The 26,474-nt window shown below is 48.6% G+C and carries 19 protein-coding genes; 13 read left to right on the top strand and 6 right to left on the bottom strand.

Annotated elements, in window-relative coordinates; all coding sequences use genetic code 11:
- The first annotated feature begins 2 nt into the window (after positions 1-2).
- Complete coding sequence (locus ACXAFR_RS23900) at positions 3-806, top strand: ABC transporter permease subunit (protein ID WP_475181838.1); 804 nt, start codon at positions 3-5, stop codon at positions 804-806.
- Between the two features lie 207 nt (positions 807-1,013).
- Positions 1,014-1,751, top strand: coding sequence for a type 1 glutamine amidotransferase (locus tag ACXAFR_RS23895; protein WP_475181836.1), 738 nt, complete (start codon positions 1,014-1,016; stop codon positions 1,749-1,751).
- Between the two features lie 153 nt (positions 1,752-1,904).
- Here the strand turns inward: ACXAFR_RS23895 and ACXAFR_RS23890 are convergent, their stop codons facing one another.
- Positions 1,905-3,398, bottom strand: a complete 1,494-nt coding sequence (locus ACXAFR_RS23890; RefSeq protein ID WP_475181835.1) for an aldehyde dehydrogenase family protein — start codon at positions 3,396-3,398, stop codon at positions 1,905-1,907.
- Positions 3,399-4,823: 1,425 nt separating this feature from the next.
- Here ACXAFR_RS23890 and ACXAFR_RS23885 point away from each other — a divergent pair.
- From ACXAFR_RS23885 to ACXAFR_RS23870, 4 genes are all read left to right on the top strand, one after another.
- On the top strand, positions 4,824-7,181 hold the full coding sequence (locus ACXAFR_RS23885) for a TonB-dependent receptor plug domain-containing protein (RefSeq protein WP_475181832.1): 2,358 nt from the start codon (positions 4,824-4,826) through the stop codon (positions 7,179-7,181).
- Positions 7,182-7,340: 159 nt separating this feature from the next.
- Complete coding sequence (locus ACXAFR_RS23880; RefSeq protein WP_475181831.1) at positions 7,341-8,654, top strand: DUF3526 domain-containing protein; 1,314 nt, start codon at positions 7,341-7,343, stop codon at positions 8,652-8,654.
- Positions 8,651-10,018 carry a DUF3526 domain-containing protein gene (locus ACXAFR_RS23875; RefSeq protein ID WP_475181830.1) on the top strand — a complete coding sequence of 456 codons (1,368 nt, stop codon included), beginning with the start codon at positions 8,651-8,653 and terminating at the stop codon, positions 10,016-10,018. The genes ACXAFR_RS23880 and ACXAFR_RS23875 overlap by 4 nt, the downstream gene beginning before the upstream one ends.
- A gap of 10 nt (positions 10,019-10,028) precedes the next feature.
- Positions 10,029-10,739 carry an ABC transporter ATP-binding protein gene (locus ACXAFR_RS23870; protein WP_475181827.1) on the top strand — a complete coding sequence of 237 codons (711 nt, stop codon included), beginning with the start codon at positions 10,029-10,031 and terminating at the stop codon, positions 10,737-10,739.
- A 29-nt stretch (positions 10,740-10,768) separates the two neighbouring features.
- On the opposite strand, the gene ACXAFR_RS23865 is transcribed toward ACXAFR_RS23870, so the two are convergent.
- Positions 10,769-12,583, bottom strand: coding sequence for an asparagine synthase-related protein (locus tag ACXAFR_RS23865; RefSeq protein ID WP_475181823.1), 1,815 nt, complete (start codon positions 12,581-12,583; stop codon positions 10,769-10,771).
- Positions 12,584-12,591: 8 nt separating this feature from the next.
- On the bottom strand, positions 12,592-13,311 hold the full coding sequence (locus ACXAFR_RS23860) for a lasso peptide biosynthesis B2 protein (protein WP_475181821.1): 720 nt from the start codon (positions 13,309-13,311) through the stop codon (positions 12,592-12,594).
- Positions 13,312-13,716: 405 nt separating this feature from the next.
- Between ACXAFR_RS23860 and ACXAFR_RS23855 the strand changes: the two genes are divergently transcribed.
- Complete coding sequence (locus tag ACXAFR_RS23855; protein ID WP_475181819.1) at positions 13,717-14,643, top strand: ParB N-terminal domain-containing protein; 927 nt, start codon at positions 13,717-13,719, stop codon at positions 14,641-14,643.
- Here the strand turns inward: ACXAFR_RS23855 and ACXAFR_RS23850 are convergent.
- The 3 genes from ACXAFR_RS23850 to ACXAFR_RS23840 are packed head-to-tail and all read right to left on the bottom strand — an operon-like array spanning position 14,576 to position 19,290.
- Complete coding sequence (locus ACXAFR_RS23850; protein WP_475181817.1) at positions 14,576-16,255, bottom strand: cyclic peptide export ABC transporter; 1,680 nt, start codon at positions 16,253-16,255, stop codon at positions 14,576-14,578. The genes ACXAFR_RS23855 and ACXAFR_RS23850 overlap by 68 nt on opposite strands.
- 15 nt (positions 16,256-16,270) lie before the next feature.
- Positions 16,271-18,235 carry an ABC transporter permease gene (locus ACXAFR_RS23845; RefSeq protein WP_475181815.1) on the bottom strand — a complete coding sequence of 655 codons (1,965 nt, stop codon included), beginning with the start codon at positions 18,233-18,235 and terminating at the stop codon, positions 16,271-16,273.
- A complete protein-coding gene (locus ACXAFR_RS23840; protein ID WP_475181814.1) occupies positions 18,235-19,290 on the bottom strand; it encodes an efflux RND transporter periplasmic adaptor subunit in 1,056 nt (351 codons plus the stop codon). Before ACXAFR_RS23840 ends, ACXAFR_RS23845 begins: the two co-directional genes overlap by 1 nt.
- 471 nt (positions 19,291-19,761) lie before the next feature.
- Between ACXAFR_RS23840 and ACXAFR_RS23835 the strand changes: the two genes are divergently transcribed.
- The 6 genes from ACXAFR_RS23835 (at position 19,762) to ACXAFR_RS23810 (ending at position 26,102) form a co-directional block, all read left to right on the top strand.
- On the top strand, positions 19,762-20,133 hold the full coding sequence (locus ACXAFR_RS23835; RefSeq protein WP_475181812.1) for a MerR family transcriptional regulator: 372 nt from the start codon (positions 19,762-19,764) through the stop codon (positions 20,131-20,133).
- A 200-nt stretch (positions 20,134-20,333) separates the two neighbouring features.
- Positions 20,334-20,729 carry a carboxymuconolactone decarboxylase family protein gene (locus ACXAFR_RS23830; protein ID WP_475181810.1) on the top strand — a complete coding sequence of 132 codons (396 nt, stop codon included), beginning with the start codon at positions 20,334-20,336 and terminating at the stop codon, positions 20,727-20,729.
- Positions 20,730-22,119: 1,390 nt separating this feature from the next.
- Complete coding sequence (locus ACXAFR_RS23825; RefSeq protein ID WP_475181809.1) at positions 22,120-22,935, top strand: N-formylglutamate amidohydrolase; 816 nt, start codon at positions 22,120-22,122, stop codon at positions 22,933-22,935.
- Entirely contained in the window at positions 22,932-24,119 is a 1,188-nt protein-coding gene (locus ACXAFR_RS23820; protein ID WP_475181806.1) for a tyrosine/phenylalanine carboxypeptidase domain-containing protein, read from the top strand. Before ACXAFR_RS23825 ends, ACXAFR_RS23820 begins: the two co-directional genes overlap by 4 nt.
- Positions 24,119-25,165: an ATP-grasp domain-containing protein gene (locus ACXAFR_RS23815; protein ID WP_475181804.1), complete on the top strand. Its 1,047-nt coding sequence runs from the start codon at positions 24,119-24,121 to the stop codon at positions 25,163-25,165. The genes ACXAFR_RS23820 and ACXAFR_RS23815 overlap by 1 nt, the downstream gene beginning before the upstream one ends.
- A 112-nt stretch (positions 25,166-25,277) precedes the next feature.
- A complete protein-coding gene (locus ACXAFR_RS23810; protein WP_475181800.1) occupies positions 25,278-26,102 on the top strand; it encodes an alpha/beta hydrolase in 825 nt (274 codons plus the stop codon).
- Positions 26,103-26,474: the final 372 nt, after the last annotated feature.

The following is a 26,474-nucleotide window of genomic DNA, read 5'->3' as shown; positions in this document are numbered from 1 at the left end:
GTATGAGATCGGGATCCTGGTTTCTGTGGGGAAGTGCCTCGTTAGGCTTTCTGTTTTTGTATCTGCCGATGCTCTCTTTGATCATCTACAGTTTTAATGAATCGAAACTGGTCACCGTATGGGGAGGCTGGTCGGTAAAGTGGTATGTGGAGCTGTTCCGCAATGAACAGATTCTCAAGGCGGCCGGATTAAGCGTTAAAATTGCCTTTGTCAGTGCGACCCTGGCGGTAATCCTTGGCACCATGGCGGGCTATGCCCTATCTCGAATGGGACGCTTCCGTGGCAAGCTGCTGTTGACGGCCTGGATCACGGCGCCATTGGTCATGCCGGAAGTCATCACAGGTTTATCTCTGTTGTTGTTGTTTGTTGCGCTGGAGGGATTGATCGGTTGGCCCTCCGGGCGGGGAACGCTGACGATCATTATTGCCCACACCACATTCTGCATGGCCTATGTTGCGGTGATCGTCCAGTCGCGCTTGGTCGGGCTGGACGAGTCTCTGGAGGAAGCGGCCATGGATCTCGGTGCCAGGCCTTCTTCGCTTTTTTTTCTGGTCACTCTGCCGTTAATAGCACCGGCCTTGGTTTCAGGCTGGCTATTGTCTTTTACCCTGTCTTTGGATGACCTGGTCATCGCCAGTTTTGTGTCTGGCCCTGGTGACAGCACACTGCCGATGGTTATATTTTCGAAAATCCGCCTGGGGATGACTCCCGAGGTCAATGCCTTAGCCACTTTGATGATCGCCATAGTCGCGGTTGGTGTCGTGGTTGCCATGTTGCAAATGCGCCGAGGCTCGCATCATCCGTAGAAAAGCTGAGACCACCACAGGCTTCGGCAAGCTAAGGAGCCTTTGATTAATGTCGGCGAGGCGGCCAGCGCAAGGCAAAAATGGCCGAAAAACAGTGGGACCGACCCTTCGAGTTTACGTGTTGTATATGAGCATTTTAAGGTCATTTTTAAAACAGCGATGGCAACGCAGGTAATTAATCAGAGGTTTCCTGGAGAGAACAGACTTATGACACTGTCCATTGGCATATTAGCGGCTGGTGCGCCACCGGCAACCTTGGCTGACCGATACGCACCCTATGGCCAAATGCTGATTGACCTTGTCAGTCCATCGTTGCCGGAGGCTGAGTTCAGAAATTACGATGTATATCTGGGGGAGTTCCCAGAGACGGCCGCGGATCACGATGGTTGGATCATTTCCGGCAGTAAATACAGTGTCTATGCCGACTTGCCCTGGATTGCAACATTGCAACACTGGGTTGTCACCCTGGCGGCAACCGGTAAGCCGCTGGTGGGTATTTGTTTTGGACATCAGATGCTGGCACAAGCGCTCGGTGGGCGGGTGGAAAAATACACCGGTGGCTGGGGCGTTGGTACCCACGAATATCAGCTGGTGCCAGAATTGGCTCAGGCCCTCGACAAATCGTCCGTTGACACATTGCTGCTGAACGCGGTGCATCAGGATCAGGTGGTTTCTCTGCCGGAGGGGGCCAGTGTCCTGGCAACCTCTGAATTCTGTGTCAATGCGGTGGTGGATTACGGCCAAAAACGTATCGTCGGAATCCAGGCACACCCGGAATTTCACACCGATTTTGAAATCGATTTGTTAACCGATCGCGGCGGGGAGTCAATCCCCTTATCGATTGCCGAGGGCGGTCTGGCCAACAGCCGGCAGAGGGGAGACAGAGTGGATAACGCGGCGATTGGCGTTTGGTTGGGGCAAATTTTACGCGGAACGGGTCAATAAATCTGCGTGAATTGAGGGCCAGTCATCGTCATCAGTCAATCACTAGATCGGTATCCGTGCACCACCGTTTTCTGAAATTAACCTGTCTCTCTCTGGGTGAGTTTGACGATCTAAAGTGCCCTTGCGTATCGCTGATCTTGCTAGAATGACAGCTCAGTACTCTATCCAGGTGGTTTTGAGTTCCGTGTAATCTTGCAGCGCATGGAGAGACTTATCTCGACCGTTACCCGATTCCTTAAACCCACCAAAGGGCACTGTCATATCACCACCAAAATAATTATTGACCCCCATGGTGCCGGTTCTGACCTCATTGGCGATCGTCAGAGCTGTGGTAAGATCGCGACTCCATACGGCGCCGGCGAGTCCGTAGCGGGAGTCATTGGCGAGATGGATGGCGTCCTCGGCCGTTCGAAAGGGCATGGCGGCAATGACCGGACCAAAGATTTCTTCCTGGGCAATGTGTGAGCGATTATCGACGTCAGCCAGAAGTGTCGCGGGAAAAAAATCGCCCGGTAAGCTTTCATTAAGGCCGTGTATCGCTGTGCCACCACATAAGAGTCGCGCGCCATCTGCCAGCCCTCTGTCGACCAGGGATTGAATCTTGTCACACTGAACACGATTGATGATCGGCCCCATGCGTGTGGTCGGATCCAGTGGGTGGCCCGGGGTCCACAGGTTGGCAAGGTGAGTAACCCTGGCCAGAAATTCGTCATAAATCTGTTCTTGAATCAGCAGGCGGGTGCCGGCAGTGCAGGTCTGGCCGGCGTTGTAAAACCCGGCGATGGCCGCCCATTCAGCGGCCTTTTCCAAATCGGCATCGGCGCACACGATGTTGGCGCTTTTACCGCCGAGTTCGAGAAAGGTTCGTTTCAGATTACTCTGACCCGAGAACTGTAACAGCAGCTTGCCGACATGGGTGGAGCCCGTAAAAGTCTGGGCGTCAATGTCCGGGTGACGGCAGAGATATTCGCCCAGCTGCGCATCACCGGGAATTACCGTCAAGACGCCGTCGGGCAGACCCGCTTCACTGGCCAGGGCGGCCAGCTTTAATGCAGTCAGGGGCGTTTTAGGATCGGGCTTGAGAATGACGGAGTTGCCAACGGCCAGGGCTGGAGCCAGCTTCCATGCGGTGGTCGACAGGGGAAAGTTCCAGGGGACGATGGCGAGTACTACCCCGAGAGGCAGTCGCTGCACCAAGGCCAGGGTGCGTTGCTCGGTGGGGGCGATTTCGCCGTAGACCTTATCAATGGCTTCGGCACTCCAGCGGATGGTATTGATCGCACCGGGAACATCGATCGACAGGCAATCCGAGATAGGTTTACCGACGTTCAGCGATTCCAGGAGCGCGAAATCTTCAGCCTGTGATTCGATCAGGTCAGCCCAGCGCAGCAGAATTTTCTTTCGCTCCTGTGGCGAGCATCTTGACCAACTTCCTGCGGCAAATGCCTGCCGCGCAGACCCGACTGCGAGCTCTGCATCGGCAGGCCCGCAGGCTGCAACGTCAGCGAGCACGTCTCCTGTCGCGGGATTAATGATGGTGGTGGATTCGCCGTTTTGCGCCTTGCCAGCGACGCCATGCACCCAAGCCTCTGGTAGTGGCGTGAGCTTGGCTGACTTTGCTGTCCAGTCTTCCTGAAGTGTCGTCATTGTTGTGGTTCGCTGCCGCTGCAAAAGAGTCTTTATTGTGCCGTTCTTTAACTCGCGCCTAAATACTTCTCAATAGGTAGAAATGTGAAGACTGATATCGCTGTTGGTGGCAAATGTGTCTGATTAGCTCGTCCCGTTAGATGGAAATTTTAAAATAACATCCAAGACATTGTTCCCCGGGCGGCACTTGCGCCAGTATATGCAAAACGCGAATTGAACCCGCCAGTACGGCTGAAGGATTGATTCGCATAGGTAATATGTTTGGTTTTGAAATGGAGCGTTTTTGTACACGAAGGAGGTCGCCCAAGATTCGTGTTAAAACGGCCAAGAAAGTTATTTTTACACAGCTTTCTACGGTATTACCCGAGAGGTAATTGATGTATTTTCAGTGATTGCTGAATTCTATATCGATCTTCCCGTATTGGTACTTTCCTTGAAGGTCAATGAAGGACTCGTTTCACCAGGTTGCGATCTGAGCGGTTTCCCACATTTAGTATTTGTGATGAAGTGGAATAGATACTGAGTACGAATAACTTGCTCCAGTTCTTTGAACGAACAATAGAGTGAATTTTGATCACACGTTCAGCCAAACGCCGGATAGATCAGATAAGGGACATAGATCTGTTGAAGTTGGCTGTCGACTCGTCGACCATGTATTCATCTCAGGTCACTCGAACTTGGCGCATAGATATACCGGATTTCCGCCTTGGTGGATATTTACTTAAAGCGGGGTTTTGCAGTCTCATGAATTGCGGTCATAACGATGCGCTCCAGGTAGCCTGTTCTGGGGTTGTAAATTTCCAGACAGACCGAAAGCATAAAAATCTACCATCTATATTTGTGAATAAAAAATCATCACTGATTTTCTTAAGGTTGCAGGATTTGAAAATATTCAAATCCCTTTTCGTTCACTTATGTATGGCGCGTGGATTGCAAAAAGCAGGTCACATCCAATCTTAGGCAGGACGATTTAGAAGGCCTATCTTAGTCGTCTCTTTTCGTGCTTGGTGCGAGTTCCCTAATGTCCTATCGCCCCCTATGGCAGGCTGTGTAATGTTTCTTTGTCGGTTCGAAAGTTGGGGTAAGCAGCAAAACTGGGAGCAGCGCCGTATTTGATAACATTATTTAAACGCTTTACTCCGAAGGGCATTATCGCTAATAATATGTTATAACATAACATTAATTCGATGTGGGGTCACATTCCAAGGGGGTAGCTCAAACCAGTAGGCAGGGCGAAAGCGCTAGTTCTACGCCTTGGAGTACAAACTTATAACGGTGCAAGCAAAAATTTTTATTGCAAACGAAATCGTTATTCATATTGCCAACCGACTGCAACCACTCGCGTAGCGTCAGTGTGCAGAATGACTGCCAATTGCTCCTGATGATTAGGCAATACCGAAGTAAGAAATATTCAAGGAAGAGTTCATGTTAAAAGCAAAATCCAATACGCTGCTCTCGACAAGTATCGTATTTATGACCCTTATAAGCGGTTATGCATCGGGACAGAATAAAGATGTCACTGTAGAGGGAAACAGAACTCACTCAGGTATAGATAACAGTACTGTTGAGGAGGTGATTGTCATTGGCAGTAATATCCGAGGGAGTATAAATGGAGCTTCATCACCTGTAATCGTCTTTGAAAAGGCGGATATTGAAATCAGTGGCGCGGCTACGATGCAGCAATTCTTTGAAAAGTTACCGCAAAATTTCGGTGGCGGTGCTAACGGTGCAAATGTCGCAAATCTTGGTGAGGACCGAGATACCGGAAGCAACTTCGGACAAGGGACTTCCATTAATCTCCGAGGACTCGGTACCGGTACCACCTTGACGCTAATCAATGGTCATCGGGTGACCGCATCGAACCGGTACCAGTATGTCGACATTTCGTTGATTCCGATCAGTGCTGTGGAGCGAGTGGAGGTCTTAACGGATGGTGCGTCAGCCATTTACGGTGCTGATGCGATCGGCGGCGTTGTAAATATCATTATGCGTCGGGATTTTACTGGATTCGAAACAGGTGTGCGTTATGGCGGTGTCACGAGCGGCGGCATGAACGAATACCAAGTATCTCAGGCCGCTGGCTGGTCATGGGACGAAGGGCACCTATTTGCCAACTATGAATACCTCGAGCAGGATAACTTGTCCGCTCTAGAAAAAGACTTTTCCGAAAATGTTCTTTACACCCCCTACGATCTTTACCCAGGCTCAAAACGGCATAGTTTGTATATTGACGGTATTCAGCAGATCAATGAAATGCTATCGCTTAATGTGACAGCTTCCTATTCTAAGCGAGAAATGGATACCACGATTGCCAGCGACTGGGATGTAACTAATTTAATTCCGGAAACACAACAGTATGACTTGTTCACTGGACTGACTCTGGAGTTACCCCAAACATGGCAGGCTCGTTTAAATATGGGTTTTGGCGAAAGCGAAGTGAGGTACGAGCGGACCACGGTTGAGGATGGAATAGCAGAGACAGCGCCTCCAACGGATATGGACACCCGAAGTGGTTACGTCGATCTCATTGCTGATGGAGCAGTATTCGAGCTACCAGCAGGGGATGTCCGTTTAGCCTTAGGCGCAAGTTATCGACGTGATGAATACGATTTTTTCGACTATCGCGAATTAGAAGAGCCGTACAATCCAAGCCGGTATATTACGTCGACCTTTGGTGAGTTGAACATCCCGCTCCTTAAGGATTTACCAGGCGTTCACAGTTTGTCCGTAACGGTCGCTGCACGCTACGATGATTATAGCGATTTTGGTTCCACCACTAATCCGAAGTATGGCCTGCTATGGGAGTTGACGGAAGATCTGGCGTTTCGCGCGAGCTACGGGAAATCGTTTAGGGCGCCCGTATTTACTGATATGCAGTCGAATAACGGTGCATATGTCTACAACTTGGCAGACCCAAACTCACCCACTGGCAGTACGATTACCATGATGCTGACCAATGGCAACCCTGACTTAGGACCGGAGCGAGCTGAAACTTGGACCGCTGGATTCTCGTTCGCGCCCCAAATAGTCCCTGGCTTGCAAGTTCAGGCGAGTTACTATCACATTGATTACACTGACCGAATAGATCGAGGCTACCCGGGTAGCATCGTGAATCTGTTTGCTGAGTCCACTGATCCATATGCGCCTATTTTAACTTTTAGTCCGACCACTCAAGAAATCGAGGACGCCCGGCAATTGGGTATGGCCACAGACTCATTCCGAGTCATTCGCTCAGGTCCTTATGCGGTTCCCGACAACTTAGATGAATACGATACAGAGGTGATTCTCGATAATCGGGTGCGAAATAATGCGATGACCTCACAAGAGGGGATTGATGTAGACGCGTCATACAGTATTGATATTGGCGCTTCTCATCTTAAATTGAGTTTGGCAGGTCAGTACATTATGGAAAACACGCGTCGCGTGACGAGCGCGTCGCCTGAGGCCGATGTGCTTAATGTGGTGTATCTACCGGTCGATCTTACGTTACGAGGAGGCGCAGTCTCGACCTATCAACGTTTGGTGGGAGGGCTCTTTATCAATTATGTCGATAGCTATCGAGATCCATCAAACCTAGAAGATCCCATCGTGAGTTCATGGACAACGGTGGACTTAAATCTCAGCTACGACTTTTTAGAGAATACTAACCTTTCCTTCAACGCACAGAATGTTTTCGATATAGATCCGCCATTTATCGAAAACGCACGAGGAACAGGCTATGACCCCATCAATGCCACGGCTCTTGGGCGCTTCGTTTCTGTAGGCATTACGCACAAATGGTAAGTTGAAATAATTTGCTCCAATGAGTCGAAGGTTGATTGATCGGTGTTAGCTGACTTTCAGACTGTTTGTGTAGCCACAACGCAGTTAAAGCTGATGTGGCGCGAGTGCCGCTTGTTATGGCTCTCAATCACAGTCTTATTACTGGTCTGTAGCTCTGTGATGTCGAACTCAGCACGATTGGTTGTAGAGGCTCGAGAGCGAGCGGCTGTCGCCGAGACAGAGGCTAGGCTGTGGAATAGCCAGGGAACAATTGATCCTCACGACGCGGCCCATGTTGGTCGTACTGTGCCTGCGCCGGTGCGCCCGCTGGCTGTTTTCGATCCGGGCATTTCCAACTTTATTGGTGTGTCAGTGTTTATTGAAGGGCACACACAGAATCCTGCACAACACAGACCCATGGAGGGCGGTACCGCCATAAGTCGCTTTGGCGGTTTTTCCGCCGCCTGGACTCTGCAAGTCATTGCACCAGTAATCATCATTCTAGCTGGATTCGCCACGACTTCTGGCGAGGTTGCCAGGGAAAGGTTTCAGTTGGAACTCGGTGCGGGAACTTCAGTAACAGCATTGATTGGCGGGAGGCTGATTGCATTGTCGCTGGTGGCGGCAATGTTGGTGCTCGTAATGATCGGGGTAAGTTTACCAGCAATAGGTCTGCAGGGGGCAGGTGTACGGGAGCTTACAGCTCTTGCAGCCATTGGCGGATTTTATTTATTTTATCTATTTGTGTTTTGCGCGCTAACCGTATCAGCCTCCTGTTTGTTTAGGTCGGCTCGGAGCGCGCTCGTCTTTCTGCTCAGCTTTTGGATGGTTTCGACCTTGCTGCTACCACGCCTCGCGCCAGCGGTGGCGGAATGGCAAGAGCCTACGCCTTCTGCACCCGCCTTCAAATCCGCATTGATCGCTGAAGCTGGGCAGGGAATTGATGTCCACGATCCGTCTGATGAGGGGCTGAAAGTTTTCGAGGCTGACTTATTAGCGCATTATGATGTCAGTCAGATTGAAGATCTCCCCATCAATTTTCGAGGTGCAAAATACGAATATGGCGAGGCGCTTTCTACACAACTTAATAATCGATATTTCGATCAACTTTATGATATTTACCGCAGCCAGGAAGCGGTAATGCGATTGTTTGCGATCTTATCGCCCACGATTTCAATACAACCCTGGTCCCACGCTTTTGCAGGTACCGACATTCAATCTCACCTTCTTTTCTTGAGTGAGGTCGAGGACTACCGGTACCGATTAATTCAGACCTTGAACCAAGAGATCAAGAAGCATAAAGCATTGCCGGGTGAGCGATATCGTGCCGACATTGCGACAGTGACACGCAATGTAACCTTTACGTCAATTCCTCCAAGCCTTAACGAGGTATTTGCGGCGCAACAGTGTAATCTTGTGATACTGCTGGCATGGGTTCTATTCGCCAGTATCCTGACGATTATGTCGGCCTACTATCTGAGTCGACATCTGTGAGTGCACTTGCCGCTGTGATGGAATATGAGGTCCGTCTCCTTTGGCGTGAGCGAGCAGTGGTTGCGCCGCTGATCCTACTCGTGGTATTGAGTGGATATGCTGGCTGGAACGGTGCGGATTGGGTTCAGCAGCGAGAGTCGTCTATCGAGCTAATAGAGGCAAAGCAGCGGGATGACTCTGCCTCCAGACGCCAATTTATTCTCCAGTCCTATGAATCGATTATCCTACCTATTTTGCGACCGGTGTTGCGGCCAGGTGCGATGGCGCCGGTATCCATCGGCCAAGCCGATGCCTACCCATTTTCTGCTCATGCGGCGCCATTAGGCGACTACTCTGATCTGTTCAGGGAAGTGTGGTCAGATATCGGCAATCCGGTTGTACGCGCTGCAGGTCGTTTTGATCTGGCCTTTGTGATTGTTTTCCTGCTGCCTCTTGTGATCTTAGTTGCCACCTATGATCTTTGGTCTCGAGAGCGAGAGCGTGGTGTCGCCACCATGGTTCTATCGCAGCCGGTTCGCATTGGCGCGGTACTCTGTGTAAAGGCGTTAACCAGAGGCGGAACGGTACTGGTTCCCTCCGTGGTAATCATCTTGGTAGCCGCTGTTTGGTCTGGAGCAAGACAGCCGATGGGGTTGTTGGTGCTAGCGATAACCGTTCTAGCCTACAGCGCCTTCTGGTTAGCCATAGCGGTGGCTATTAATGTAGTAACCAATCGTTCGACAGAGTCGGCCATTGCCGTCGGTGCGGTGTGGCTGCTGGTCGTGGTGATAACGCCTTCGTTGACGCTTGCCGCTATAGACCTGGTCTCTCCGGCGCCTTCGGAAATACGCTTTTCCACTGATCTAAAGTCTCTAAAGGCAGAGATAACCGGTCGGCAAACGGCTAATCCAGAAAACCATGCTGAGTCGCCACTGCGTTCCGCTCCCAAAGTACCGGATCGGTTTCGAGCCGTATACGCCAAGCATGTTGCTCTCGACAAAGGTATCGCTCCAATGATCGCATCGCATCAAAGGCAGAAGCGTACTCGACGGGAGGTTCTTGATAACGCGAGGTTCTTCTTACCTGCAGTCGCAGTACAAGACGCTCTGGACCGTATCGCGGGATCAGATGCGAATCGCGCACTGGCCTTTGAACGTCAAGCTCGCGCCCTTCAATTAGAGCTTCGTCGTATCTACAAAGCCCATTTGGACAGTGACGCCTTGGTGATGGCAAAGGATTACGATAATGCACCTTCTTTTCAGTTTCGCGAAACCGGCGGCGTATTACAAAGAGGTGTGCTGGCAGATCTGGCCGCGTTATTTTGCACGACGATACTGATCATAATTGTTGCCCGAGTCCTCATCGATAGGGCCGTGGTGCTCTAGGAGATCTCCGATGCTTTCAGCAAACGCTCTAACAAAAGATCACGGGACACTCCGAGTTGTAGACGACCTCACTTTTCACGTTGGAGAAGGGGAAATTTACTGTCTTTTAGGAGCCAACGGCGCCGGTAAATCAACCACGATTAAATTATTTCTAGGCTTCCTAAAGCCGACTTCGGGTTGCGTTGAGGTGGATAGTTTAGATCCTCAACTCGAGCCACAAGCTGTCCGCCGCCGACTTCTCTATATTCCGGAGAACGTCGCGCTTTATGATGAGCTCAGCGGGTTTGAAAATCTCGATTATTTTGCACGACTCGCTGGGGTAACAGACCGCTCCGCAACCCGGCTATCTGAAGCATTATCTGAAGCTGGCCTTGCGTCAGCTGCGTTTAATCGCCGAGTCAGAGATTATTCTAAAGGGATGCGGCAAAAGGTCGCTATCGCGCTAGCGATTATCAAAGACGCCAAGGCTTTGCTTTTAGATGAACCGACATCTGGACTTGACCCAAAAGCTTCGCTGGAATTTCACGATTTACTTTTACGCCAACGTGACCGCGGGGCAGCTATATTGATGGCGACTCATGACCTCTTCCGGGCGCGCGAAGTCGCGACGACCATAGGCATTATGCAGGCTGGACGGCTGTGTCGTAGGCTAGATGTATCAACGATGACTGCAAATGATCTGGAAAGTCTTTACCTTGATGAGATGGTTAGCTTCTTTTAGGTCGCAAGCAGTTACAGATGTTCGTGTGATTATGACCATTTTCTTAACCATGCCTCGATATTCAGTTGGGGCCCGAAAATGCCCAGCACCTGCGATGTATTTTCTGGGTTGAGGTTTTTGATACCGTCATCGGCGGCAGCACTGTCAATATAACCTTTTTGCGCTAAGATGCCGTCAACAAGCATGCTTGATATAAAGTCACGATGGTATTGAGTTACTGAAACGGCGTGATCATCGAGGTAACATTTCACCCTACGAGATAATAAGCGCTCGGGCAGTAATCCTGCAAAGGCGCGACGAGCAATGGTCCTATCTTCGCCGTCGGCCATTAGAATGTGCAGGGGTATTCGTGCAAACAGTTCGACAACGGGTTGCGAATTGATGGGCGAAACTCCATGGAACCCACCGATACCTTCGTAAGGATCGAGAATATTGGTTGGAAATACCATACGACCCAGGTGAGATAATTTACTGGGAGATAAGGCGGAGCCCTTCGAGCGCGTGTGTCGCAACCACGCAGGCTGCAATTCTGTTTTAGAGGGGATCGCTTTAAGCCAGTCGCAAGGGCTTCCCCAGCGTTTGTTCACAAAGAACGGCTTCTTTAGAAAACCGTAGCGTATGGCATCCTTCAAAACACCGTAGAAAGAATCGCCAGCCTGCGCAGTTTCTAGTGCTACTCGCAACAACGTTAAGTTTATTCCGTGTTGCCACGCATAATCGATTGCACCACCATTTCCTTTAAAACGTAGAAAGACAGCATCCCCCCCAACACCGGTAAATCGAGTAGCTATTCCACTTAGCGCTGAGTCGGATCCGACATCTCTATGGAGAAGGTGACCAGTACAGTATAGAAGCCTGGCAGTACGAGGGAAGTTCAGGACCTCTTCCAAGGAACAGTAAGGTTTTCGTTCATATTCAATAAGCCTACACATTCTTCCCGACGATTCGCTAGCGCCGGCAACGGCCATTCGAGCATATTCTCGTTCGTCCGCACCAACGTTCGAGTCATAGTGGTGGACGCACTCTACATTCGGCTTTGATGGGGCGTTAAGCAACCCGGCCAGAACAATGGAAGAATCCAATCCACCAGATAGCTTCAATTGAATATCAGTGTGCTGGCTCGCCAGTGCGCCAATACAGCCAAGTAGCGTTGTTCGCGCTAGTTGAACCGCTTCGCGGATATCGGTTATTGGATTTTCAGCGGCAATTTGTGCAATATCCCAATGACAGCTTTTATCTGCGGGCTTGCCGTGGTGAACCGCCACGACTTCTGCTGCTTCCAATGTGGTAATTTCGTTAAAGCCTGTCTCACTTTGATCACGAAAAGGTAAAATCAGCGAACTGGTCAGGTATGACCAATTGATGGTGTAACGACCCAGCTGCAGTTTTAAACAATCTTCCATGTTGGAGAAAAATAATGCCACGTGCTCCATGACTGTCATTTGACAAGGTATTTCCCCAGTTGGGTCTCTCATGGCGAACCATTGGCGTCGTTTCCTATCATGACCAAAGGCAACGTACCTTCCCCAATAATTATTTACCAGTGCTCGTCCTTGGCTATTACAGATCCTCTCGGAGGAAGTGTCACTGAATTTGGCACGCTCTGGTATGGCATCAACCCCAAATTCTTTGGTGAATACTTTACCTAAAGTGATCAGCTCACCAGCTTGGTTACATTCGAATACTCCGGGGTCGCTGGTTTGAAAATAAATGGCAGCATCGTCTGTACATATGGCACATTTCAATCCAGGAAAATTGTTCTCTAATTTGTGTCGTAAATGATTGGCTTGATGTATAGATGGTTCTGAAAGGTGGTTCCAGAAGAGTGCGATATACCGATACATGGGAAGCTTCAGATGACGAGAATGGGGACCATTCGACGTAAGTTGAATGGAATGTCAGTTAGAGCCTGATCGCCGTATTGTAGCCAACAGTGAGCTGCGAAAGGCTGTGCCCTAATTGCAAATACCCACGTAGGGTGGATATCGTATTTAGATAAGAACTGATTGAGAGCCAAGCAATATAAAAAACACTCATTGTTTTTTTTAAACGCCAAAGGTCGGAGCCAGTCGAAAATACGAATTAATGAGGCAAGCGTATTTATTTGGACCGGACGTGCCTGTGCGTCAGATTTCTTCTTTTGTACCAGCGATATAATGTGTCTAAACGGAAAATATTTTTTTTGGGTGAGTGCATAGATCGTTGCGGTCGTGAATCTGTACCCATCCTTCGCGGTAATTGAGGGGCGCCCCCGAGGCTGGCCGTCTTGTAACCAAACGGCCGGCATTTGGACGACGGGAGGAGTTGCAGGCTTTCCACGAACCGATTCTTGGGTAATTAGGCTACGATCAAGTAGAGACTTCAACAGCTCGGAGCCGTTAGAACCATTGAATTCCACTGGCCAGTCAGAAATAAATGGTGCGAGACTTGCTGCTTGCTCTTGGTTAATACATAAGTACTTTCCGTTCGCCTCATCTAATAAAAAAAGGGTTTTGCTCGCAACACATATATGTGCCTGTTTCGAGAGAAAATAGGGGGGGGCAATCGTAGTAGACATGGAAATATCAACCAATTTATGAATTGCGAGCGACAGAATGTCGCTCGCTACTTCTAGACTTTAACGAGAGAGAGAGTCCGGAGATGTGGATGGCAATGTATCGTCCATTTTACTTCCATGATCGTGTGCTTTAGTTTCCGCAACGACCAAACCCAGCTCTCTTAGCTCGTGACTCGCCAATTTACCCTTGCTAGGAGAATTATGTTCTGAGCTCAATATACCCAGTTCGATAAATTCGTTCATAGTCTATTCCTTTTGGATATTTGTGAATAAATACCTCATCGATCATATATTGATTGACGGTAAGCCTCACACGTCAACGACTAATCCGTCAGCTATTGAGTTGACGGTAATGTTACGTTATAACATTGCATCCTATGTGACAAGTTAATTAAACACTACCTACGCAGGTACTTACTAATGGAAGATCTCTTCGAGGAAGACGGCAGTAATCCAACTGCCGTACTAAAAGGATTATTTCCTCTCCCCAGATTTATTCGTTTTATCAAGGAGCGTTGCTTGCCTAGAAGCTTTGACGATGCGTTTTTGGTGGCGGAATGGAAGGCGGCGCGTGCAGTATTATCAAATGTACTAAAGGAAGAAGCGGGTTTCGCTGATAATATTGGTGTCCGAGAGCTGCCAGAAGAAATGAAACCTTTGGCTGAAAAGGTGTTGCAACAACCCTCGATGCATCGGATGACCTCTTTAGTACCAAGACGGTGGTGCATGGTAGAGATCGATCGTTTGGTGGTTTTTCAGGAATCCATCAATCTGCGTCATGTTGAACAGATTAAAGCCTCGTTATCGCAGCATCCGACCCCGCAAGAAATTATTGATTTGGTCTCATGTAGTGACTCTTACTCGAATCCTAAGGTTCGCTGCACGCAAGCTGATAGCGGCTATATGTTTACATCAATGTCTAATGATCTGCGCTTTCTGGATGTCGTTACAGTCGAGCCGGACACGATTTCAGACTTTACGCCAATTGGTTCAGCGACTCACGCAATAGTTATGTACGTGGGATTCAGCGACAACATCATAAGCGTTACACAGTCAGGCAGTCGAATCGTTCTAACCAATGGTTCGCATCGCGTTTACGCACTTCGCGAAAGGGGTATCCGTTACGTGCCTTGCTTACTGACTGATGCTTCAGACAGGGATGTATCAGAATTTCTGTTGCCCGCTGCAGTCAAACAGGATCGACAATTTTATCTAGAGGCACAGAGGCCTCCATTGTTTAAAGACTATCGTGATGATCGTCTAACACAGATCGTTTCTGTCATTCAGAAGACTTCTGTCCTGACGGCAAAGTTTGAACTACAGAAGTCATCGGTGCCGACGTTATAGAAGAACAGATATCCTTCATTAGAGTAAGATTCCCATTTTCTAGTTTAAGAAGCCTATCTGCTTGGCTGAAATAGCGATCATCATGCGAGATAACTAGCATGGTTTTACCCTGAGACTTTAGCTGCGGTAGTAGCTCGTAGTAAAAAACCTCCTTGAATGTAGGGTCCTGATCTGCTGCCCATTCGTCGAAGATGAGAAAAGGACGATCTTCCACGAACGCAGCTAATAAAGCTAGTCGCTTGCGTTGCCCATGAGACAGTGACTGAGTAGTAAAAGCACCCTTGCTTACTTTAACTTTTTTCTGTAGATGTAACTGCTGAAGCAAGCGATTTCCTGTCTCGTCGAGATCGGAGCTATTTTTTTCTAACAGGTTCTCAAATAAATGAAAATCTGTAAAAACGGCAGAAAATAACTGCCGATAGTTATCACGATTAGAGTCAATTATCGGTAGGTTATCTAGGGTGATAGTACCTGACTCTGGCGCATAGAGGCCCGCCACGAGTTTCGCTAGCGTTGTTTTACCACTACCGTTTCCTCCAACCAGAAACGTGATCGTTCCCGGTTGAAACAGCAAATTTATAGGTCCTAATCCAAAAGTTTCATCTAGTTGTTCATGATGATAACAATGGGTTACATTCTGCAATTCTATCGAGTTGAACGAGCATTTGGGTAATTCCATTGATGCCGAAGGTGCGTTCTCGGCCATTTCGTTGATAATCGTATCTAGCCGATCAGCGGCGATGCTGGAAACCTTGGCGCGAGGAATAGCGTTTAAAAGCCCTTCTAGAGGGCCCATCATATAGAAGAAAATTAGAGCGAATCCGGTCATTATCTGGGCTCTATTGGGAATATTGTCAGCCAGTACAAATAGCACCAATCCAATAAACGCGTAGATGAGAAAATTTCCCCAACGCGAGGAAATCATGAAAATGGATGCGCCAGCTGTACGATTTTTGCGAACGTCTTCTATGGATTGATTCAATAGCTCTTCTCGAAATAAGTGGCGTTTTCTTGAATTCAAGCGTAGTTCTTTGGCGCCATCAACCATAGAGCGAAATAAGCCGAACAACCTTTCGTGTTCACGAGATGATTTTCTGAGAAACTTTGTTGCTTTCTTCTGAGCTATAAAGTGTCCAATGGATCCTAGCCCGACCATAAGTAATGCTGCGAAGAAGATTTTCCATGACAGCAGGAACATATATGTCATGCAGCCAATAACAACTACCGAGTGATTTAAAATAGAGGGAAGCGTAACGAAGAACTGAACGACGCTTGAGCAGTGTTCACTTAAAGCCGAGTATATTCTGGCACTGCCTATCAATTCCAGCTTTCTCAAGTCTGCGGCTAACACGCGGTCAGAAATGTAACGCCTTAAGGTCGCCATCGCATGTTGTGCTAAGTGTTCGAAGAGAGCAGAAGATAATGTTCGGCATATTACTAAAATTAGAATGAGGCCGAAAAAACTCGCAACCATCTTTGTTGAGTGATGGTCAGTTGTTAAAGCGATATTAATTTTTGAAATCATCAGTACGCCACAGATGCCGGAAATGACACTGGCTGCTGAGGCGGTTAGCAATATTAAACGAGATTGTCGAATAAGATAGGCCAGCATAAAGAATACTCAGAGTTAATCCCCGGTAAGTGCTGCCACAGGGTCTAACCGTGCTGCTCGTTTAGCGGGCATCATTCCAAATAGGACGCCCGTAATAATTGCACTTAGAACAGCTCCGAAAATAGCAATGAAGGAAAGAGCGACGGGTACTGAAGCCAAAGCGAGAACTCCTATAAATAGAATGCTAATGAGTGCTCCGATGGTACCGCCCAGTAACGAAACCAGAGCTGCTTCGGTAATAAACTGGCGATGGATATCCTGCTGGCGTGCCCCGTTGGCCACGCGGATGCCAATTTCTTTTACTCGCTCGCGCACGGTCATGAGCATTACGTTCATTACGCCAATCCCGCCGACAAGGAGCGAAATGGCAGCGATCAAACCGAGCATCAGGGTCATATTATTGCGCGTATCCAATACTGCTAGGTGTCGGGCTGCAGCATTATTCACCCAAAAGTCATAACGACCATGGCGTAGTAGCAGCAGATCGCTCAGTTGCTGTTCGGCCAACTGGACCGAGTCACTATTAATTGCTTCCACAACCAAATAATCTCTATCTCGCTGCCTAGGAAATACCCTCACTGTGCCGGTGCGGTGAGGGACATACAATCGCTCATCATGATTACTTTCCCCAGATTCAGCGCCTTTCTCGCTCATCACTCCGATTATTTCGTACGGCGCATTTTTAATTAGAATTTTCTGTCCTAGTGGATTAGCACCGTTTGGGAAAAAGAGCTTATAAGCGAGATGACCTAAAACAACCACTGGGGCCACGTTCTGATTTTCTTCTGACGTGAAAAAGCGTCCTAGTGCTACTGGCCAGCGGTACATTTCCGGTAAAACGTCAGTGGTTGCCCAGATTTCATAGTCGCGATGAACTGCATCGTGGCGCACCAGTGCGGTATCAACCAGAAAGGGCATATATCGTAGAATCTCCGGCAATTGTGCGATAGCCGCAATATCGTCTTTCGTGATAACTCCTCGAGGTCCTCCATTTGGGGGAACAGTGGAACCAACGTGAACCATATTAGGACCCATAGCGGTGAGCTGCGCCATCACTTTGCGCTTAGTACCTTCTCCCACAGCCAGCATGATAATTACTGAGGCGACGCCAATGATGATTCCCAACAGAGTGAGAATGGTACGGGTACGATTCGTTCTCAAAACTCGCAAAGCATTGCGAAGCTCTTCTTTGAGTAGCGTTCTGTGCCTGGAGCGCGCCTGTATTTTCGACACGGAATAGCTTTCTCCGTCGCCATCAAACTTGGAGGTTGCAGTGCCTCCCTCAGCGATATGTTCAAGCTTATGATCTTTCAGTATACGACCATCCTGAATCTGGATGATTCGGCGTGATCTTTGAGCAAGTTTTTGATCGTGGGTGACGAGGATAACCGTATGGCCTTGGTCGGCGAGCTCCGCCAGAAAACGCATGACTTGCTCACCAGTTTCACTGTCCAATGCCCCGGTGGGTTCATCGGCAAGAATGACCTTCCCTCCATTCATCAGGGCTCGTGCGATGGAAGTACGCTGCTGTTGTCCTCCAGAAAGTTGCGAAGGGCGTTTGTGCAAATGGTCCTCCAAACCCAATCTCTGCAGTATGGTAAACGCACGTTTTTGGCGGGCTCTTTTAGTCATTCCGGCATAGAGCGCCGGTAATTCGACATTCTCTATCACGCTCTCAGTGGGAATAAGGTGGTAAAATTGGAACACGAAGCCAAAAGTATTACGCCTTAATATCGCGAGTTGATCGTGATTAAGCTTGATAACATCGTTGCCGTAAAATAGGTATTGACCAGAAGAGGGACGATCTAGGCAACCCAGAATATTCATCAGAGTTGATTTCCCTGATCCCGATGTCCCCATGATGGCGACGAATTCTCCCGCGTGAATGTCCAGATTGATATCATGCAGCACCTCGATGCGTGGGAAACCCCGCTCGCCACCGAAGTGTTTATTGATATGACGTAGTCGAAACGCCAACATTACCAGCTATCTCTTCGTCGCAGATACCTGTGGGTATCGGTAACTAACTGCTCGCCTAGTTGTAAACCATCCAATATTTCTGCTCGAAGTCGATCGCGGCGGCCTATTGTCACCTGGCGTTCTTCAATGAAGCCACCAGGTAGTAGCACCTGCGCCTGGTAAACGCTTTTATCAGGCGGCTGCGGGTGCAGCGCAGCTATTGGGGCCAAGCTAACATCGCGAGCGAAGGTGACTACGAAATCCACCTCAGCAGTCATACCAGGCATCAGCGAACCATCACTATTGTCTACATCAAAGAGAACGGTATAAGCAACGGCGAGAAGCTCTTCGCTACTCTCTATGTCGGAATTTTCAGGTGCAGGCAATATTTGATCAACCTCACTGTGCCAGAGACGTCCGGTATTACCTAATGTGCTGAAGCGAACGGGAATACGCGGTCGAATACGATGAATATCTGCTTCCGAAACACTGGCCTGAATACGCATGGTAGATAAATCTGCTAGTTGGAGCAGGGTGGGTGTTTGGTAGTTGGCGTTCAGTGTTTGCCCTTCTTGCACGGATATCGTCAATACCGTCCCAGTCATGGGGGCGTAAATGCGACTGTAGCTGAGTGTGGCTTCGTCAGCGTTGAGCTGCGATCGTGTTTGTTGTAAAGCAGCCTGCAACTGTTTCACTTTTGCTTGTGCGACCAGAAGGCTGGCTTGAGCGGTCTGAGCTTTTTCTTCCGACGTGGCTCCATCGTCGGACAACTTCACCTGCCGTCGTTGATTCTGTTCTGCTAATATCACTTCCGCCTGGCGTTCTTGCAATTGCGCTTTGAGCATTGCCAATTCTGCTTGTCCAGCGTCTACAGCCGCTTGCAAAACTCGGGCATCAATTTCGGCCAGTAGCTGGCCTTTTTCCACCGTATCGCCGGTTTTCACATAAAGACGAGTAATTTGTCCGGAAACCTGAACGCCTACATCCACGGAGTCCCGGGGTCTTACTGTACCGATCGCGGCGACAACGGCTTCAATATTACCGGTCGTAACGGGTTCGGTCTTATACGTGAGCACTGGGCGGCTACTCCACCACCAGAAAACTCCAAGAAGAATAGAAAGTCCCAGAAATATCGAGAGAAATACGCTTGTCTTCAAGTTCCTTGGTGTCACTCCATTAACCGAAATAAGTTATTTAGTATCTCGAGCTAAGGATGACTGCACGCACTGTATCGTCCATTCATATACATCTACCGAGTTTGTTCTTTACCTTATTAGGAGATAGGAAGTTCATGGGTTTTTCTATAGCTTTTAATATATATGTTATAACATAACGTATTGGTCGTTGTCTTTGCAAGCAAAGCCAGATCAATTCTAGCGGAGCTAGTTGAAGGCCATCTTTCTTGATAGGAAGGTAAACCTCAAAGAGGCATGATGGATATTTATGTCATATAGCAATGTTAGAAGAGGTAAGAGGGGGAACGCTTGGTTCATTTGGCAAACTGATTAGATTATTCTAGACATTGACCACGCTAAGTTTATACGGAAATGAATGTAAACGAATTTTCTAAGAGAGTCGGATTGAGCCCGCATACCATCAGATACTACGACAAAATCGGTTTGCTCGACGATGTCTGTCGATTATCGAACGGTCATCGTTCATTCTCTGAAAAAGACGTGACATGGATCGAGTTCGTTCAACGCCTTAAGGACACGGACATGCCTCTGGAAAAGATACTCGACTATGCGGCCTTGCGGAAAAAAGGTACCGCAACTTTAGCCCAGAGAAAAGCAATGCTGGTTGAGCACGCTGATCATCTTCAGCAAAAAATCTTACAACAACAGCAAAACCTTCAGAAACTGACGGACAAAATAGCGCTGTATAAATCCGCCATCGAAGGAACAATTTCGCTTGACTGAGAGTTAACTCTAAGGGGTAGCTTAGGCAGTAGATTGAAACCGTGGAGCCCCTTTCAATGCCTCCGATAACCCCAGACTGTGATGAACGCAAGCGAGCGTTTCTGCAATCGTCATTACTATTAGTGGCAGTGTCTTTTGGTAGCATTGGGTTGGGTTGCTGTTCTACACGGTGGCACTCTCATGTAACCCAGGAGTACGCTATGAATGTAGAGAACAACGAGAGATTCCAACGAGGCTGGAAAAAGCTTAAAGAAATCGATGGAGAGGCGGGAGTCAAGGTGATCGAATCACTGAAGGACATCGCGCCTGATTTGGGTCGCTATACAATTGAGTATCCATTTGGTGATGTTTACAGTCGAGACGCGTTGGATCTAAAGTCTCGCGAAATCGCCACGGTCGCAGCATTATCGGCGATGGGTAATGCCGAGCCACAGCTTAAAGTTCATATTCATGCAGCGTTGAACGTTGGCTGTCAGCCAGAAGAGGTTGTCGAAATTATTATTCAAATTTCGGTTTATGCGGGTTTCCCTGCTGCGCTGAATGCAGCATCGGCTGCAAAGGTCGTTTTTGCAGAGAGGGGCATTATCGACGGATGATCGTCATTAGCGTAACCACACCAGCGGAATACGCGTTGTGACGAGTCATGAAAACAAGGCATCACTTACTGTCCGTTGGCTTAGCGGAGTGACCTCTTTCGTACATCGGTTGCAGGACTTCAGCCAGTTTGTGTAAAACCCTTTCATGTCTGTGCTGACGATTGTCTTTCTCGGGATGGTTGATTATCACGCGTAGGAGGAACTTTGTCAGATCGAGACCAGTCTGGTAGTTTTGAAGTTATCGACAATCAGGAAGCCATTCTCCGACCAGCTGATCGAATTGTTGATTGATGTGTGTCCAGGATGCTTGCACACCCTGTCGAAGGCTCTCAACGGCATCACCTGAAGACTAGGGGATACGCCTGCACCTAAACAAACGGAAAAATTCTTCCATGCGAGTGAGATGCAAGTCTTCGATAACGGCCAGCACTAGGTCAAACCGAATAGAATATCGATGCAGAACTGCGCCGCGAGACATTACATTCCAGCCAGGTCTACGATCAGCGGTATAGATGTTTTCGCATAGCCATGGTTAACCAAATATTGGCGAGCGGCAGCTATGATTGCCTGCCGGGTTTCGTTGCTGCGCTGCTGTTGGAAACCTCTATAAAGGCTGAAAAATTGAGATCTCGCAGCTCTTTAGTTGGTTCTTAATTTTTCTATTCGATTTTTTAAACGTCCTTTTTATTGTCGCCTATTTGTCGCTTATTCGGTTTTCGTGCAGCCCGTTGAGCCTCAGATTCATGCGATGGACGCTAGTTGCCTGCTCAATGTCACACATCTTCCTAGGTTATAGGTCAGATACATGAGCCAGTTTTCGTCGCCGCACGGGCCAGGCCAATACTACGAAGGATCAGTCCGCCCTGTTCATTCTCTAAAACACCATACACATGTTCGACCCGCGCGTGGGCCCAAGATTTTCCAGTGTTTATCTTTTGCTGCTTATCGGTTTATGACGTACGCTTTTCTTATGAACTTGACTGGTGTACCCCAACTCCGTTGCCAGCGCTAAAATCTCGCCACTGAAGTAAGCACTCTCCGCCTAAACTTCGAAGAGCTGTTCTCTGCCCGCAGTTCAATAAATCCCTGGCTGTCGTGTATATTCGCTGGTGTGACGTCGTGTTCCAAAATAAATTTATAGGCATTGTCGATAGTTCGAGCCGCGCGATACCAGCATAAAAATTATAGGTAATTGGACATAATTCAATAGTTGAGTCTGTCTTTGCAGTTTTTGCAAATCTCTAACAGACTTGGCCGCTGATTTTTCATCGACAGTCCGCTACCATCACCACTTTTCAGCCCAAAATGAGTCATGGCATATAAACTGCTACCTTAAGCCATATTGTCCATTATTCGCTTACAAAAGCCATAAAACGCAGGCAATCGCTATATGCAATTTCACGCAAGTAATGCTAATGAATCAGATTGGTTTATACGCCAGGGGCAAGGCCAGATATTCACTACCGCCGTCCACAGTGGACATTGGATCCGAGATACGCTGAAACCCCATTTGAACAAAGACCCCTCGATCTATCATCGGGAAGAGGATCCGCTGACACAGATATTGGCCTGCGAGGGAGATCATATCTTCTGGACCCGGAGATCCAGATTCGATGTTGATCTCAATCGCCCTAGAGATCGAGCTCTAGCGACAGCCCACTCACAGACCTGGAACCTGCCGATTTGGGAGAGCAGCCCAAGCGAGACTGAAATCGATACGTCTCAGCGGCATCACGACAGTTTCTACACTTTGATGACACAATGGCTCGATCAGCTTATTGACAAACACGGTGTGATCTTGCTGCTCGATATACACAGCTACAATCATCGCCGCAATGGTGCCGAAGAGCCACCGCTACCCCAGTTAGGCAATCCCGATATCGACATCGGTGCGACAACGCTAAATCGCCATAAATTCGGTGAATTAGCCGATACCGTCGCTGATTGTCTGGCAACGCAAACCTTTTCTGGGATGACTTTAGATGTGCGTGAAAATATCCGCTATCCAGACGGAGGCCACTGGCCTGAATGGGTGTACGCCAATTACAGTGATTATATTTGTACCATGACTTTGGAGTACAAAAAAATCTATATGGATGAGTGGAGCGGACAGGTCAACCTGGTAGCCGTCGAAGAGTTGCGTCAGGGCCTGGCAAATACCATCAAACAGGTAAGGTCCATAGTGAGAGAACTCGGTAGATCATGACCTATACCCTTTCCGAATCTGTACGCCGAATTGATCATACACTGGTTGAAATCGATCACCAGATCAACTGGCTGTATTATCTGTCTCCTTTGGACAACGATACACTGTGGGAAAACTTTCTGAACAGTGGTTACCGGAACATCTCCGCGTTTCGCTATCCCGATCTGAGTTGCGACCTCTGCGGTTTACGCCGTACCCTTCGCGAACTCCCCATCGACGACATCGAACACCCATTGTTGCACGCATTGCTGCACGAAAAGCAGCTGGAATTGGAGCGCTTTATCGATCTTCTCCAGCTGCGAGATACCGATGGATTCACCGCTACATCCATTGAGATTTTTGGCGTGGCAGATAGCGGCCTACTGAGGAGTGCGAGAAAAATTCTTTCTGTTAACGACGGCTGCCATCCGGAAAACTCATCCATTTCTACCGGCCGCGTTGGATCAGAAGAGTTTTTCGGCGCAGCCGAAAGGGAACTGGATAAATATCGACAGAGTAAACCCGACTTTCATCACGCAGTCAGAATTATCGATGATCTCAACTCTCAGATGATGGTTAATCAGGGTGATCTTTTGATCGCCCGCTCGCTTAATATTGAAGCCAATCGCGTCAATGCTCTGATCGCTCATGAGATCGGAACGCATGTGGTTACTTCCTACAACGGGACGCAGCAGCCGCTGCGGCTGCTTGAGGTGGGGCTGGCGCACTATGACGCACTGCAGGAAGGTCTCGGCATCTTCGCCGAATATCTGACGGGCAACCTGCCACATTCTCGACTAAAAGTCATCGCTGCCCGTGTTATTGCTGCCGACCTAGTTGTTAACGGCAACGGATTCCACAGCATCTTTGGCATGCTGCACGATACCTTTCATCTCGACGCCGAACTGTCTTTTGATATTGCGGTTCGTGCTTGCCGCGGAGGGGGCCTGACAAAAGACGCGGTTTACCTCCACGGCTTGTGCGATCTGCTCGACTATCTGCAGGCAGGGAACGATCTCGAAACATTGTTTATCGGCAAGTTTTCGCTGCGGCAAATTGAAACGATCCGCCGCCTCATGCAGGAACGCGTTATTTTAGGACCTAGTCTTATTCCCCATCACCTCAGAGATCCAGACAGTCAGCGGCGACTTAGACTAGCCCGCCGCATGTCTGTCGAATCCCTCTATCTACAGGATGCAGAGTAATGAAGCTTGCCTTTATCATCAATGATATTAAAACCGAAAAAGATAACTACACCACCATCCGTCTAACTCGTCGGGCATTGAAAGAAGGGCATCAAGTTGCCCTGGTGGGACTGACTGACCTGATTTATGAAGCCGATGAATCTATCACCGGGTTGGCCTCGGTACCGAGCGGAAACGATTACAGCAGCGATTGCGAAATCCTGGCAGAACTGCAAGAAGACGGATTTGAAAAGGGTAAAGTTAACCTAAGCCAGTACGATGTGGTGATGTTGCGGTCTGATCCAGCGGATGAAGCAATTACTCGCCCTTGGGCACCGAATTCCGGTCTGCTTTTTGCGCAACTACTGGCAGACCAGAGTGTTATTGTTCTCAACGATCCTACGCACCTTACCGACGCATCCAACAAGACCTATTTTCAAACCTATCCGGATATGGTTCGGCCAAAGACTGTAATCGCTTGCTCCGCTGAGGCGATCAAAAATGCCGTGCACCAGTTCGGAGATCACGCAGTAATTAAACCATTGCAGGGATCTGGCGGACAGGGCGTGTTTGTCATCAATCCACAAAGCTCTTCCAACCTTAATCAAATTATAGAAGCGACGGTTCGCGACGGTTACGCCATTGTGCAGGAATACCTGCCGAAAGCGGCAGAAGGGGACTTGCGCCTGCTGACATTAAATGGAAAGCCGCTGAAAGTTGACGGTGTATTTGCCTGCTTTCGCCGCTATAACAATTCTGGAGACGCACGCTCTAATATCTCTGCTGGCGGTAAATATGAAATGGCAGAACCAGATGAAGACGCACTGCGCCTCGCCGAAGCCGTAGAACCAAAACTGATACATGACGGAATGTATCTGGCCGGTCTGGATATCGTCGGTGACAAAATGATGGAAGTTAACGTCGATACACCGGGAGGCATCAACATGGCGGAGGAACTTACCGGTAAGGATTTCTCTGGTGCAATCATTAAAGACCTGGAGCGTAAAGTCAGAATCAGAAATTACTACCGGGGGCGACTTAGTGCAACCGAACTCGCTGCGGTGTGAGTGAGGGCGCTTCGTTTTCATGGTTAATATCGGCAATAGCCCTCCTGCTGGCTTTGTCATGTCAACGAATGCCGCCTATGTATCTATAGGGTAAAACCTTTAAGGGCACACGATGATCGGATCTCTGAAAGACGAAATGCAACTGCGGAGACATATTAAGACGACTCCGATCGATGGCTCTCCTTGCAATATGCGAGACAGTTTTATGAAGCTGGCTGGTCCACAGACGATGACTGATGTCGAGGTTATCGAGAGAGGAGGCGTACGCTGTATGGCAATAGGAAGTGGGCCGGAACTTCTCTGGTTTCATGGCGGTGGGTATGTATTTGGTTCTGCGATTACTCATCTCAATTTGGCAAGAAAACTGGCCAGCTTTGGGCTGCGCATCATTTTGCCAGAATATCGCCTCGCACCAGAGCATATCTGGCCTGCCCAACTACAGGATGCCATTGCGGTTGTTGATGCCACGGCACAGCCGGAAAATCCTGTAAACGTTGGTGGTGACAGTGCCGGGGGCCATCTGGCGCTATGTGTAGCACAAAGAAGAGCCCTACGGCGATTGGCGTTGATTTCACCTAATACTGATAGGACGGGGTTAAGCACCACTCGTCATCGCTGTGAGGACTTGATGAACACCGATGCATCAGATTCTGCACTTTTCCGAACCGCTATGCCTGACATGCAAAAAGATGATCCCGACGCATCTCCGATTTTTAGCAACCTTTCAAGATTGCCACCCATACATCTTGAAGTTGCTGGAGACGAGATACTTCTTGACGACAGTATGCTGCTGAGTCGTAGAGCGATCCTTGCCGGTGTCGAGGTGTCCCTTCACGCCACTCCTGGTTTGTTCCACATGTTCACGCTTTGGCCAGATACCTTGGTAGAGGGGGCCAAAGCACTTGAACGTAGCGCCGATTTTATCTTGAGAGAATAAAAATTGATTGCAAATTGGTAGAGCTCGTATAGCGTTTGGGTCTACTCATAAGTAGCAAGCTCCTTTCGGAACATTGCATAGATATAAATCCCTCGTCTGTCGAAGTAATTTCATGTTTGACGCGGACCGAGCAAAAATCAGAGCCACGTAAATTATTCACAGTTTTGCAATAAAAATCCTAAAACACGATCGAATAGTCCATTCGTAAAGAGTTTTTCGTGACATTAAGAGGTTTCACCCCTTTCTTTTCTATTCTTCGCGAGTGTTTTTTTCCTGGGCATACTCCTTGCTAAATTTTCATTAATTTTTTAGAGGAAGAGTTTCCCCGTCCGCTAATTTTTTTAACCCGTTGGAGGGACAAACTATGGATCT

The sequence above is a fragment of the Pseudomaricurvus sp. ABR4_320 genome, assembly GCF_056159445.1.
Note: the sequence above shows the minus strand (reverse complement) of the source record. Positions and strands in the feature narration are given on the sequence as shown.

Excerpts from the sequence above, each read along its gene's own strand:
- ACXAFR_RS23855 (WP_475181819.1), top strand. The coding sequence starts at position 13,717 with ATGGAAGATCTCTTCGAGGAAGACGGCAGTAATCCAACTGCCGTACTA.
- ACXAFR_RS23825 (WP_475181809.1), top strand. The coding sequence starts at position 22,120 with ATGCAATTTCACGCAAGTAATGCTAATGAATCAGATTGGTTTATACGC.
- ACXAFR_RS23820 (WP_475181806.1), top strand. The coding sequence starts at position 22,932 with ATGACCTATACCCTTTCCGAATCTGTACGCCGAATTGATCATACACTG.
- ACXAFR_RS23850 (WP_475181817.1), bottom strand. The coding sequence starts at position 16,255 with ATGCTGGCCTATCTTATTCGACAATCTCGTTTAATATTGCTAACCGCC.
- ACXAFR_RS23880 (WP_475181831.1), top strand. The coding sequence starts at position 7,341 with ATGTCGAACTCAGCACGATTGGTTGTAGAGGCTCGAGAGCGAGCGGCT.
- ACXAFR_RS23895 (WP_475181836.1), top strand. The coding sequence starts at position 1,014 with ATGACACTGTCCATTGGCATATTAGCGGCTGGTGCGCCACCGGCAACC.
- ACXAFR_RS23890 (WP_475181835.1), bottom strand. The coding sequence starts at position 3,398 with ATGACGACACTTCAGGAAGACTGGACAGCAAAGTCAGCCAAGCTCACG.
- ACXAFR_RS23885 (WP_475181832.1), top strand. The coding sequence starts at position 4,824 with ATGTTAAAAGCAAAATCCAATACGCTGCTCTCGACAAGTATCGTATTT.
- ACXAFR_RS23815 (WP_475181804.1), top strand. The coding sequence starts at position 24,119 with ATGAAGCTTGCCTTTATCATCAATGATATTAAAACCGAAAAAGATAAC.
- ACXAFR_RS23845 (WP_475181815.1), bottom strand. The coding sequence starts at position 18,235 with ATGTTGGCGTTTCGACTACGTCATATCAATAAACACTTCGGTGGCGAG.
- ACXAFR_RS23900 (WP_475181838.1), top strand. The coding sequence starts at position 3 with ATGAGATCGGGATCCTGGTTTCTGTGGGGAAGTGCCTCGTTAGGCTTT.
- ACXAFR_RS23870 (WP_475181827.1), top strand. The coding sequence starts at position 10,029 with ATGCTTTCAGCAAACGCTCTAACAAAAGATCACGGGACACTCCGAGTT.
- ACXAFR_RS23810 (WP_475181800.1), top strand. The coding sequence starts at position 25,278 with ATGATCGGATCTCTGAAAGACGAAATGCAACTGCGGAGACATATTAAG.
- ACXAFR_RS23835 (WP_475181812.1), top strand. The coding sequence starts at position 19,762 with ATGAATGTAAACGAATTTTCTAAGAGAGTCGGATTGAGCCCGCATACC.
- ACXAFR_RS23865 (WP_475181823.1), bottom strand. The coding sequence starts at position 12,583 with ATGTATCGGTATATCGCACTCTTCTGGAACCACCTTTCAGAACCATCT.
- ACXAFR_RS23830 (WP_475181810.1), top strand. The coding sequence starts at position 20,334 with ATGAATGTAGAGAACAACGAGAGATTCCAACGAGGCTGGAAAAAGCTT.